General features: G+C 56.8%; 10 protein-coding genes. 5 read left to right on the top strand and 5 right to left on the bottom strand.

The features are described from left to right. Nucleotides 1–70: 70 nt before the first annotated feature. The 5 genes from uvrA to E8K88_RS11090 all read left to right on the top strand — a co-directional run bounded on the left by uvrA (nt 71) and on the right by E8K88_RS11090 (nt 9,210). Nucleotides 71–5,938, top strand: coding sequence for an excinuclease ABC subunit UvrA (gene uvrA, locus E8K88_RS11110; RefSeq protein ID WP_136406775.1), 5,868 nt, complete (start codon nt 71–73; stop codon nt 5,936–5,938). A gap of 115 nt (nt 5,939–6,053) precedes the next feature. After that, nucleotides 6,054–6,932, top strand: a complete 879-nt coding sequence (locus tag E8K88_RS11105; protein ID WP_136406738.1) for a DUF4145 domain-containing protein — start codon at nt 6,054–6,056, stop codon at nt 6,930–6,932. Between the two features lie 254 nt (nt 6,933–7,186). Beyond that, entirely contained in the window at nt 7,187–7,543 is a 357-nt protein-coding gene (locus E8K88_RS11100; protein ID WP_136406737.1) for an FKBP-type peptidyl-prolyl cis-trans isomerase, read from the top strand. Between the two features lie 377 nt (nt 7,544–7,920). Then, nucleotides 7,921–8,391, top strand: a complete 471-nt coding sequence (locus E8K88_RS11095) for an FKBP-type peptidyl-prolyl cis-trans isomerase (protein WP_136406736.1) — start codon at nt 7,921–7,923, stop codon at nt 8,389–8,391. A 222-nt stretch (nt 8,392–8,613) separates the two neighbouring features. Further along, entirely contained in the window at nt 8,614–9,210 is a 597-nt protein-coding gene (locus E8K88_RS11090) for a DUF2501 domain-containing protein (RefSeq protein WP_136406735.1), read from the top strand. A 432-nt stretch (nt 9,211–9,642) separates the two neighbouring features. Here E8K88_RS11090 and E8K88_RS11085 read toward each other — a convergent pair whose 3' ends face one another. Genes E8K88_RS11085 through E8K88_RS11065 form a run of 5 tightly spaced genes read right to left on the bottom strand, consistent with a single transcriptional unit; the run spans nt 9,643 to nt 12,747 of the window. Continuing rightward, a complete protein-coding gene (locus E8K88_RS11085) occupies nt 9,643–10,611 on the bottom strand; it encodes a PDR/VanB family oxidoreductase (protein WP_136406734.1) in 969 nt (322 codons plus the stop codon). A 29-nt stretch (nt 10,612–10,640) separates the two neighbouring features. Continuing rightward, nucleotides 10,641–11,093, bottom strand: coding sequence for a RidA family protein (locus E8K88_RS11080; RefSeq protein ID WP_136406733.1), 453 nt, complete (start codon nt 11,091–11,093; stop codon nt 10,641–10,643). Beyond that, nucleotides 11,090–12,127, bottom strand: a complete 1,038-nt coding sequence (locus tag E8K88_RS11075) for an aromatic ring-hydroxylating oxygenase subunit alpha (protein WP_205880071.1) — start codon at nt 12,125–12,127, stop codon at nt 11,090–11,092. Before E8K88_RS11075 ends, E8K88_RS11080 begins: the two co-directional genes overlap by 4 nt. Before the next feature lie 23 nt (nt 12,128–12,150). Then, nucleotides 12,151–12,378 (bottom strand): recombinase-like helix-turn-helix domain-containing protein, encoded by a 228-nt coding sequence (locus tag E8K88_RS11070; RefSeq protein WP_136406732.1) that lies wholly within the window; start codon nt 12,376–12,378, stop codon nt 12,151–12,153. A 42-nt stretch (nt 12,379–12,420) separates the two neighbouring features. Beyond that, nucleotides 12,421–12,747 carry a hypothetical protein gene (locus tag E8K88_RS11065; RefSeq protein ID WP_136406731.1) on the bottom strand — a complete coding sequence of 109 codons (327 nt, stop codon included), beginning with the start codon at nt 12,745–12,747 and terminating at the stop codon, nt 12,421–12,423. Between the last annotated feature and the right edge of the window lie 26 nt (nt 12,748–12,773).

Below are 12,773 nucleotides of genomic sequence, written 5' to 3'. Positions count from 1 at the left end.
GATCCAAACGGGTGCTGGCCTTGTTGAGCTGAGCTCAATGACTTCATTCGGTTTGCGTACTTACTTCATCATGAACCACACTGACAAACACTCTGCCCCAGATTCTTTCGCGTCCGAGCCAGCCACCCCAAACGACAGCACCATTCGCATCCGTGGCGCACGCCAGCATAACCTGAAGAATCTGGATGTGGACATTCAAACGGGCGAGCTCACGGTCGTCACCGGCCCCAGCGGCAGTGGCAAGTCGTCCTTGGTGTTTGACACGCTCTACGCTGAAGGCCAGCGCCGCTATGTGGAAACCTTTTCGGCCTACGCCCGCCAGTTTCTCGACCGCATGGACAAACCGGCAGTCGACAAAATCGAAGGCGTGCCACCCGCGATTGCGATTGACCAAACCAACCCCGTGCGCAACAGCCGCTCCACCGTCGGCACGATGACCGAGCTGAACGACCACCTGAAACTGCTGTTTGCCCGCACCGGCCAGTTGTTTGACCAGGTCGATGCCCAGCCTGTCAGCCATGACACGCCGCACAGCGTGTTCGAAACACTGAATGCCCGTTTTGGCGAAGGCGCTGGCAAAACCGACCCGCGCCTGATCGTCACCTTCGCCGTTGAATTGCCAGCAGACACCAGCGACGCGCAAATGCAGCAATGGCTCTCGGCCAGCGGCTTTACCAAGGTGCAGGCCGAGCGCATGGTGGAAGTGGCCGCATTGGCAGCGCACTTGCAACCCAGCGCATCGACAAGCAAGGCCCGCACAAAAAAAACCGCCCCCCCAACCCAGCGCAAAGTGCTGGACGTGGTCGCCGACCGCTTCCGCCTCAGCCGCGCTGAGCCCGCACGCGTTGTCGAAGCCCTGGAAGTGGCCTTCAAACGCGGCAATGGCCGACTGGCCATCTATGTGCTGCCTGAGGGCACGGGCGACGACAGCGCCAGCACGCAAAGCACGCAAGGCACGCCAGAAATCCTGCCGTTCTCGCAAGGCCTGCACAGCCCCAGCAGCAATATCCGCTACCAGGAGCCGACGCCGTCAATGTTCTCGTTCAACTCGCCAGCCGGTGCTTGCGAGGCCTGCCGTGGTTTTGGCCGTGTGATTGGCGTTGATTACGGCCTGGTCATTCCAGACCACAAACTGACACTGCGCAAAGGCGCGATCAAACCCATCCAAACGCCGGCCTGGAAAGAAATTCAGGACGACCTGCTGCGCCACGCCGGCGAAGAAGGCATTCCGCGTGACACGCCGTGGAGCCAATTGACTGCCGAGCAAAAGGACTGGGTGCTCAACGGCAGCCCCAAGTGGAATGGCAAATGGAATCAGACCTGGTACGGCATTGCCCGCTACTTTGAGTACCTGGAGAGCAAAGCCTACAAAATGCACATCCGCGTGCTGCTGTCCAAATACCGCAGCTACACGACTTGCCCAACCTGCGCCGGTGCCCGCCTGAAAACCGAAAGCCTGCTGTGGCGCATTGGCAGCAAAGCCGCAGCCGATGCCGCCTTGCCTGCCGCCAAGCGCTTCAAACCCATGGGCGTGCAATGGAACGATGCGCAACTGGCCGCGCTGCCCGGCCTGTGCCTGCATGACCTGATGCAAATGCCGCTCAAGCACTTGCATGCATTCATGCAAACGCTGACACCGGATGCCGATGAGCACGATGCCGAGGCCCAAGCCACGCGCATGCTGCTGGAAGAAATCAACACCCGCCTCCAATTTCTGAACGAGGTTGGCATTGGCTACCTGACCCTGGATCGCCAAAGCCGCACCTTGTCGGGCGGCGAAGTGCAGCGCATCAACCTCACCACTGCCCTGGGCACCTCGCTGGTCAACACCTTGTTTGTGCTGGACGAGCCCAGCATTGGCCTGCACCCACGCGATATGCAACGCATCAACCAGGCGATGCTGCGCCTGCGCGATGCCGGCAATACCCTGGTCGTGGTCGAGCACGACCCCGCCGTGATGCTGGCAGCCGACCGCATCATCGACATGGGCCCCAAACCCGGCAGCGGCGGTGGCCAGATTGTGTTTGACGGCACACCCGACGCGCTGCGCAGTGCCCGCACTTTAACGGGCGACTATCTGGGTGCACGTCTGCGCATCGACAACCCGAAGCAACGGCCTGTCGAAGCCAACACGCCGCGCTTGCTGCTGCAAGGCGCCCGCGCCAACAACCTGCACAACGTCGATGTGGAATTTCCGCTCGAACGCATGGTCTGCGTCACCGGCGTCTCCGGCTCAGGCAAATCCACACTGATTCAAGACGTGCTGGCCCCCGCACTGCTGCGCTCGTTTGGCAAAGCCACCGACGCACCCGGCCCACACGACGCCTTGCTGGGCACAGACTTTTTGGCCGACGCGGTGTTTGTTGACCAATCGCCCATTGGCAAAACCGCACGCTCGAACCCCGCCAGCTACGTGGGTGCCTGGGACTCGATCCGCCCCTTGTTTGCGCAAACCCCAATGTCGAACCAGCGCGGCTATACCGCCTCCAAATTCAGCTTCAACAGCGGCGATGGCCGCTGCCCCGTCTGCGGCGGCAGTGGCTTTGAGCACGTCGAAATGCAGTTCCTGTCCGACGTCTACCTGCGCTGCCCAGAATGCCACGGCAGCCGCTACCGCCCTGAGATTCTGGAAGTCAAGATCGAGCGCCTTGGCCAAGCCCTGAACGTGGCCGATGTGCTGGAGCTAACCGTTGAGCAAGCCTTGCAGACCTTTGCCCACGACCGGGAGGTCGTGCGCGCGCTGCAACCCATTGCCGATGTGGGCCTTGAATACCTGCGCCTGGGCCAGCCCGTGCCCACCTTGTCCGGCGGCGAAGCCCAGCGTCTGAAACTGGCGGGCTTTTTGGCAGCAGCGGCGCAAACGGCCAGCAAAAGCCGCCAAACCCTGGCGCGCAAAGGCACCTTATTCCTGTTTGACGAACCCACCACCGGCCTGCATTTTGACGACATCGCCAAGCTGATGCGGGCATTACGCAAGCTGCTCGATGGTGGCAACTCGCTGATTATCATTGAGCACAACCTCGATGTGATGCGCTCGTCCGACTGGATCATTGATCTGGGGCCTGACGCTGGCGATGCCGGTGGCCAAATCGTTGTGCAAGGCACGCCACATATGGTGGCCCAGCACCCAACGTCATTCACCGCCATGGCCTTGCGTGAATACGAAACCGCCTTGGGCCAACCTGCCCAAGCCGCAGCACAAGCCCATGCAGTGCATGAAGCCATCGTCGCCTATGGTGCGACCGAACGCAGCCACAACAGCAACGCCATTCAAATCGTGCATGCGCGTGAGCACAACCTGAAAAACCTCTCGGTCAATATTCCGCGCGGCAAATTCAACGTCATCACCGGCGTGTCTGGCTCAGGCAAATCCACCCTGGCATTTGATATTTTGTTCAGCGAAGGCCAGCGCCGTTATTTGGAGTCGCTCAACGCCTATGCGCGCTCCATCGTCCAGCCCGCTTCGCGCCCCGATGTCGATGCAGTGCACGGCATTCCGCCCACCGTCGCGATTGAGCAGCGCCTCTCACGCGGCGGGCGCAAAAGCACCGTGGGCACGGCCACCGAAATCTGGCACTACCTGCGCCTCTTGTACGTCAAGCTGGGCACACAGCACTGCGTGAACGACGATGCTGCCGTGCAACCGCAGTCGCAAGACAGCATCGTCGCCCACCTGCTGCGCCATTACCGAGGCCAGCACATCGGCCTGCTGGCGCCGCTGGTGGTCAACCGCAAAGGCATTTACACCGACATCGCCGAATGGGCACGCCTGCGCGGCCACACGCATTTGCGCGTCGATGGCGCGTTTGTGCCGACCACGCCCTTCCCCAAACTCGACCGCTTCAAGGAACACAGCATTGAACTGCCAGTGTTCAGCCTGGACATCACGCCAGAACACGAAGCCGAGCTGCGCGAACAAGTTGCCAAAGCGCTGGAACATGGCAAAGGCGTGCTGCAAGTGCTGAGTCAACTCGATGGCTTGGGCGAGGCGCTGGAAAACGGCAACTCCACCCAAGGCATTGGCCAACTCACCACCTACTCGACCTTGCGCGCCTGCCCGGTGTGCAGCACCTCGTACCCGGAGCTGGACCCGCGCCTGTTCTCCTACAACAGCAAACACGGCTGGTGCCCCGATTGTGTGGGCACCGGCGTGGCGCTGACCAAGGACCAACGCAAGGCGCTGGACGACTCCGGCCCACAAGAAGACAACCGCGGCCGTGAACGCAGTTTTGATGAACCCGATGCCGAAGGCGTGGGCGAAGCCGCCTGCCCAACCTGCCACGGCACGCGCCTGAACGCCACGGCGCGCAAAGTGCGCTTTCACGACCAGGCGATTACCGACATTGCCCAGCTCTCGGTCAGCGATATCCGCATCTGGGCCGAGACCCTGCAATTGACCGGGCGCGAAGCCGACATTGCCCGCGACTTGCTGCCAGAAATCCGCTCCCGTCTGGCATTTTTGGAACAAGTCGGCCTGGGCTACCTGACCCTGGACCGAGGCGCGCCCACCTTGTCCGGTGGCGAAGCCCAGCGCATTCGCCTGGCCGCGCAGCTGGGCAGCAACCTGCAAGGCGTCTGCTACGTGCTCGATGAACCCACGATTGGCCTGCACGCGCGCGACAACCAGATTCTGCTGGGCGCACTGCAACACCTTAGCGACAAGGGCAACACCCTGGTCGTTGTGGAGCACGACGAAGACACAATTCGCCACGCCGACTACCTGATCGACGTCGGCCCCGGCGCAGGCGTGCGTGGTGGCACCATCGTCGCCGAAGGCAAGCCCGAGGAAGTCGCGCAGAACCCCGACTCCATCACCGGCAAATACCTGCGCGAAGCCATGCGCCACCCGTTCAGCCTGCGCCGCGAGGTCAAGGCCGACATGCCCGCACTGACCTTGCAAGGCGCCAGCCTGCACAACCTGCAAGCGGTCAGCAGCTGGGTGCCATTGCACCGCCTGGTGGCTATTACCGGCGTCTCAGGCTCGGGCAAATCCACCTTGGCACGCGATGTCTTGCTAGACAACGTCGCCCGCGTCGTCAGCCAGCAATCGACCCGCGCTGGCCGCGAAGCGCTGGAGCAAACCGGCATCGCACCGCACCTGCAACACCTCAAAGGCCTGCAAGGCTATGAAGGCATTGACCGCGTACTGGAAGTCGACCAAACCCCGATCGGCAAAACCCCGCGTTCCTGCCCGGCCACCTACATCGGCTTTTGGGACACAGTACGCAAATTGTTTGCCGACACCCTGGAAGCCAAAGCCCGTGGCTACAGCGCCAGCCGCTTCTCCTTCAACACCGGCGAAGGCCGCTGCCCGGCCTGCGAAGGCCAGGGCATGCGTACCATCGAAATGAGCTTTTTGCCCGATGTGAAAGTGCCTTGCGAAGTCTGCCACGGCGCGCGCTTTAACCCAGAAACCCTGTCCGTCACCTGGCGCGGCAAATCGATTGGCGACGTCTTGCAAATGGAAGTCGACGACGCAGTCGAATTCTTCGCCAGCATGCCGACCATTGCACATCCTTTACAATTGTTAAAAGATGTGGGATTGGGCTACCTGACCTTGGGCCAACCCAGCCCCACCTTGTCTGGCGGTGAAGCCCAGCGCATCAAACTGGTGACCGAACTCACCAAAGTGCGCGACGACATCACCAAACGCGGCAACAAAGCCCCACATACGCTGTATGTGTTGGATGAGCCGACCGTGGGCCTGCACATGGCCGATGTGGAAAAACTCATCCATGTGTTGCACCGGCTGGTGAACGGCGGCCACAGCGTGATCGTCATCGAGCACGATTTGGATGTGATTGCCGAGGCCGACTGGATCATTGATCTGGGGCCGGAAGGCGGCAAGAACGGCGGGCAGATTGTGGCGGCGGGAACGCCTGAGGATGTGGTGAAGAAAGGTACGCTTACCGGCGCGGCGGTTCGAAAAATCATTTAACCCCGATAAAATACCGATAAAATCATTCAACATTAATTCGGCAACGCCTCAACAAAATCAATTACGTAGAAAAATCAAGCAATACTCAACAAGAAAATCATTAAGAAAAAATAAAATGTCAAAAGAAATATATTCATTAGATTGCCGCGAATGCCATCGACGAACACGACACGAGGAACTTGCTTCATTTTCTGAAGAATCAGACCCTTATGACTACCATGACATGACATCATGGATGATTGTTAAATGTCAAGGATGTTTTTCACACGCCTTCTTAAAAAAATACGACGACTATGAAGCGTATTATGAGGATGACAACGGAGAAATAAATCACAACGTTGAATTTACAACATACCCACCCGTAATTGCAAAACACAGACCAATTTCAAATACATTCAATCTTCCTATAATGGTTAGGAATATTTACATACAAACCTTAGAGACACTTGGCATAAAATCTTATCTGATCGCTAGCATTGGACTACGTGCCACTGTAGAAGCGGTATGCAAGGACTTAAATATTCCAGGCAGAAACCTCGAAGTCAGAATAAACAACTTACAAAAAAATGGCCATATATCCAATACTGACAAAAAGATGCTTCATGCCATTAGATTCTTAGGGAATGATGCTGCTCACGACATAATAGAACCAAAAAAAGCAGATATCCTCATCGCACTCGACATAATTGAACACATGTTAAATTCGATATACATATTAAGAGAAAAAACAAAAAATCTAGAAACAATTATCGACGACTACAACTCATTTTTAAAATTATTAGAAAAATTAAGCATGGAATTTACTGGCGCAGAAACAATAAATATCACAACATTACTATCAAAAAAAACCAGACTAATAGAGGGAAAAAAAGATGAATTCATCGAAAAATTTAATCGAGATCTACTCGAAGGAAAAATAAATTTTTTAAATTATGAAAAAACAGAGGAAATAAATGATAGAGATATATTTTTATTCTCTATAAAAGCAAGGTAGGGTGGGCAGGTCTCCTGCCCACGCGGATGGCGCGTACTCAAAACAGCCACGGGTGATTTTTAAAAGCCTGTTGCAACGCCTTTTTTCTGAACGGCAACTGGCGTGGGCAGCAAAGCAGCCCACCCTACGACCATCTGCTTTCTTTTGGCCATGATGGCTCATGGGTTAAAGGGCTGGTCGGTTGTTGCTTGGCCCAATGCCTGGCCCAATGCCATTACACTGGCTGTTTATTCAACAGATTCAAGGAGATTTCCATGGCGTTTAACACCACCGCTTCGGGCTTGCAGTATGAAGACACTGAAGTGGGCACTGGCGCAGAAGCCAAAGCTGGCCACCATGTGCATGTGCACTACACCGGCTGGTTGTTTAATGATGGCCAGCAAGGCGCGAAATTCGACTCCAGCCACGACCGTGGTCAGCCCATTGCGTTCCCGCTTGGCGCTGGCCATGTCATCAAGGGCTGGGACGAAGGTCTCACAGGCATGAAAATTGGCGGCAAGCGCACGTTGCTGATTCCTGCAGAGCTGGGCTATGGCGCGCGCGGTGCGGGTGGTGTGATTCCTCCAAACGCGACTCTGAAGTTCGATGTGGAGCTGGTGGACGCGCACTGACCGCTGGGCTTGAGCCAAGCCTTCGCTGAGCAAGCGCCGCCAATGCGGCGCTTTTTTCATGCTGCTGTTGTGGGCCGCAATTGCCTCCTAACCGCTCTCCATTGACGCCTGTTGCCGTGCCAATGGCGGCTGTGCAGGTCCATGCTGCTGCATGACGCATACCGGTGGTGCAGCGCACATGTGCTTCAGTTGCAAGGACTGCGCCGCAAGCCTGCCATTACAATCTGAGCACTTGAATGCGGCTTGCGCCAGCGCGCCTGTATTGTCTGTGATGCATGGCACCGCCCATCGCGGCTGGACTTGTCCACCAGCACAAGCCCAGCTGTGGCATGGCCCGCCGCATCTTCTTTTTGACTTTCTCCTACCCCAAGCTCCCCATGAAAATCTCCCACCACAGCGTTGCTTTTTTCCATTACGTTCTGACTGATGACAGCGGCAAAGTGCTTGACCAGTCCCCTGCTGGCCAGCCTTTGGTGTATTTGCAAGGCGCAGGCAACATCATTCCCGGCCTTGAAAAAGAACTGCAAGACAAAGAAGTGGGCGACAAATTCAAGGTCGAAGTCGCGCCTGAAGACGCCTACGGCGAGTACTACGACGAGGCCGTGCAAGTCGTGCCTTTGGCGGTGTTTCCTGACGATGCCACGGTCGAGCCAGGCGTGCAGTTCCAAGCCCAAGGCCCTGAAGGCGATGCCATGATGGTGACCGTGACGGCGGTAGAGGACGGCATGGCCACGATTGATGGCAACCACCCACTGGCGGGTAAAACTTTGTTTTTTGACGTGGAAATTGTCAAAGTGCGCGTGGCCAGCGAAGACGAGAAAAAAGCCGGTCGCGTATTGGAAGCCTAAGAACTTGTTCGCTTCTATGAGCGCCTGTGGCAGCGTTTTCACATCGACGTGTAAACGCGCTCTTACTGTCAGTCATTGAAGCAAACAGCCCGCACGACGCGATCGTGGACTTGTGGGTATAGTGGCGATTGGGCTTTAGGCGCTTAATGTGGCTTGACCGTAGGCGCGCCCATCGTATAGACGATCTTTAATTGACTTCGCTGACTGATTAGGAGATTTTTTATGGCATGGACTTTCCGTCAATCGATTTCCCTGGCTGCCTTGACAGCTTGTTTGGCGAGCGGCATGGCCGCGCATGCGGCCGGTGAATCTGCCACCGACAAGCTCAAGGCACAAGCAGGCTCCAGTCTGGGCTTGGGACAATCGGGTACAACGCCCACAAAGGATTCGGGCAGTGCCTTGCAAAAACTCAACGGATCGGGTGCGACCGGTTTATCGGGCTCCTCCAATGGTGCCTCGGCATTAGGCAGTGCTTTGGGCGGTTCAGCGTCGTCTAGCGCCTTGGGCGCGTCCGCGCTGAGCGGTCTAGGCATGCCCAATATTGCCAGCAGCTCAGCAGGCAACGTGGCGGGCGTGCTGGAGTATTGCGTGAAAAACAATTACCTGAAAAAGGCCAATGTTGACAACTTGAAAGCAGGCTTGTTGAGCAAGGCAGGTCTGGGCAAGGCCGAGCCTGAGAAAGACAGTTCTTACGCCAGCGGCCTGGGCGGCTTGCTCACGGGCGGCAATGGCACATCCTTCAACTTGAACAGCATCCAGGACAACGTCAAGGAAAAAGCCTGCGATTACGTGCTGGACAACGCCACATCGCTGCTGTAAGTCAGGCCTGAGCAGGTCGAACCACTTCTGAAAAACGCGTGCGCGTGCAAAAAAACGTAGCCGATTGAATTCGGCTACGTTGCGTGGAAGAACCTGTTGATGGTCTTTTCAGAGTGGCGCAAGGCCGCCCAGCATCCATGCAAATGTGCTGGGTGCGTGTCAAACATGCGCTCAAGCTGCCTTGGCGAGCTTGGTATGCGCTTGTGGTGCTGGCTTGGGCAGGATTGAGCTGGCTTGATAGCACCAGCCAATCTAAGAAGCCTAAGAAGCCTAAGAAGCGCATTTTCAGAGCCGCTAACACCACCCTTGGCATATCGCTGTACAAGCTGGTCATACACGTTGCGCTGCCTGCAGCTGCATACCTGGTCTCAGCCGCAAACCGTTGGTTTGCGGGGTGCGGTGTTAGCATCTCTTAATCTGCCGCATGGGCGGTCATATATCCAGTACCAGCCGCTGTGATTTGGCCCGAGAGACACAAATCATCATCGTCTTATTGGACTCACGCTCGGCTTTGGTCAGGATACCGTCGAGGTGCTCTACCTCCCCCTCAATCACCGCAATCTCACACGCGCCACACACCCCTTCCTTGCAACTGTGGTCGGGTTTCAGGCCCGCATCGATCAGGCTGTCAAGAATCGTTTTGCCAGGAGGCACTTCAATGCTTTTTCCGCTCTTGGCGCATTCCACTACATAACTTTGAGTCGCGCTAGGCGCTGGCACATGTACTGCAGCAAAGCGCTCGATATGCACATTGGCATAACCCAGCTGCTCACAGCTGCGCTCAAACGCATCCAGCATGGGTGTTGGCCCGCAGCAATAGTAATGGCTGTTGTCTCCTTTGTTGGCCAAGAGCGCTGTCAGATCTGGTGGCGCCCCCACCTGGTCGTCGAAATGCCATGTCACTGGCACCGAATGCTCACGCGCCAATGCCTCTATGCCATCGCAGAAAGCGGCCTCCTTGCGGCTGCGTGCGCAGTAGACAAGTTCTACCGACCGGCCAATGGCCGTCAATCTTTGCAACATGCTCCAAATCGGCGTGACGCCAATACCCCCAGCCACCAGTACCGAGCGTTGTGCGTTTTCATCAAGTTGGAAGTTGTTGCGGGGTGACGAAATGGGCAGTGTGGAGCCAACGCGCAATTGTTGGTGCACATAGCGAGAGCCGCCGCGGCTCTTGCGGTCATTGAGCACGCCTACGACATAGCGCTGGCTGTCGCTGGAAGGGTTGCATAACGAGTAACTGCGCACCAGTCCATTGGGCAAATGCAAGTCAATATGGGAGCCGGCCTCGAAGTCGGGAAACTTTTCAGCCGCAGTGGCTGGCCGAAACTCGACACTGACGATGCCGTCAGCCTCGCAGCGCATCGTATGCACCAGCGCTTGCAGCGTTTGAGATGACATATCTGAACCTCTTGAGATAACGAACGGATTTACTCTTTGGCAAGACTGGCATCTCGCAGATCGACATCCAGGCGTGCAATGGCGTCAATCTCGACCCGCAGCTCAGGAAACACCAACGCAGAGACCGCCACCAGGGTGGAGGCTGGATACGGCCCTTGGCCAAAGAAGTCACGCCGAGCACGGCCCACTTCGTCCTTGTCAGCGATGTCAGTGACGTACACGACCAGCTTCAGAATGTTGTGCGTGCCACCACCTGCCGCTTCAAGTAGCGCCTGGATTTTTTTCAACACCACCAAGGTTTGCTCGTAGGCGCCAAGTGGGCTGCCTGCCTGTGCTGCGTTGCGCGTGGCGGGGTGGCCAGTCTGCCCAGACAGCACGACCTCCTGCCCCACTACCAGCGCATTCGACCAACTGGCATGCGGCAAATCGGGCACCGACTCGCACACCACGCGCGTCACTTCAAGGGGATGGTTTTTTGTCATACTGTGGAGTTCTGTTGAGAGTTGATCTGTGCCTGTGCCAAGCCTTTGAGGTGGCGGCGCAAACGCACAACGCCCAAATCATGTTGGTAGAGTTCTTCATGCTGGTTCGCATCGGGCTCCATGTTCTCGAGCATGGTGCGGTCCTGCTCTAACACGTGCCAATGGCGTGCCTCCAATCGGTTCTGATAAAGAAATCGCCATGTGTCACGCTGCCAGCCTTTGGGCAACTTGCGGCAGCGCCAGTGGAATACCGCCGACAAGGTTGGAGAAATCGGCGTGTAGCTGCCAATAATGATGAAGTTACCGCCTGGGCCACCGGTTTTGGGATACGGAATTTCTAGGCGCATCCAATGCGTGCCGGTATCAGCCCATTCGGTCCAGTCAAAGTTCACATTGCGCTGGCCTTCTTTCTCGAACACAAAGCCGGTATCGGTTGCGCGAATGCCAAATTTGGCAGATGAGTCGCCTTCAGCCATGGAGTGCGATTGCTTGTGCAGGTAGGTTCCATGCATCGGGTCCATGACGTTGTCCAGCACATAGCGGTAGTCGCCCTTCCATTCTGTGTAGCAAATGAAATGGCCGTATTCGTCATCATTGGTCAGCTCCTCTGGCAACACCAAAGGGGGCGGCACGTCCACCGGCTCTTGGCTGTTGTAGAGCCAAACAACGTCAGCGGCTTCTCGAATGTGGAAGTGGAAAGTGGGGCGTGATCCTTCCAGCTTACAGCCAGGGCTGCCTGGTACGCGCGTCACGGTACCGTCACAGCGCACTTCAACACCGTGGTAGGGACAGGAGAGCCGGTCGCCCAGGATCACGCCTTGCGAGAGTGGTGCACCTCGGTGGGGGCAACGGTCCTCCAATGCATGCAAGACGCCTTGCTGGTCACGCCACAAGGCCAGTTTGCGGCCCAAACGGCGCAGCGAGACGGGTGTTTTCTTGATAAAGGAGCTGGGGCACAGCGGATACCAAAGATCCTTCAAGCCGATTTCGAGCAATTGATCAGGGGTGTAGGATTGGATGCCATTCGTGGTCATAGAGTGATTCCTCGCTAGTGGGGTCACGCAGTTTGGTTGGCCAGGTCTGCGATTTCCTGGCGATAGACCTCTTCGGTCCAGATTTTTCCGCTTGGACTGGCCAGGCCGCTGTCATTCAGTGCCTGAACCAGGTCTTTTAAATCATGGATGCCCGCGCCATAAGCGCGCTCAATGGCATCCCCCAAAAGGTCTTCATAGGTTGTGGGTGCGCGCTTGCGCGCCTGGTGTGGTTCAAGGTAGCGATCAGTCATGTGGATTTCCTTTTTTTCTAGGTCTTCGCTAGGTAGTAAGAGTTATTGGCCGCCGTTGCGCACGCGTTCACGAATGCGTTCACGCACGGGCACGAAGTCATAACTTGGATAACATTCGGTTGTAAAAACGCCCCAGGCGCGGCGCTCTAATTCCAAATTGACAAGAGGCAACTTCTCAGGGGGAAGTTCCAGGGTGAGAATTTGTCCCAGGCCCATGGCCACGGTCCACGAGACAATGCGGCAGCCCTGTGGCGGAAACGACTCCCACCAATCGCTGGCCTTCATGCGTGCTTGCACGTCGTCCAGCGTCAGACCCGGGTGGTGCTTGAGCACCACGGTCAAAAGAAGCTGCTTATCACGGTCATTCATAGTGCCTCCGCTGTAATGTATGGATT

It is taken from the genome of Lampropedia aestuarii, assembly GCF_004803635.1.
GTDB classification, from domain to species: Bacteria; Pseudomonadota; Gammaproteobacteria; order Burkholderiales; family Burkholderiaceae_C; genus Lampropedia; species Lampropedia aestuarii.
This window is presented reverse-complemented; position numbering and strand designations above follow the sequence as displayed.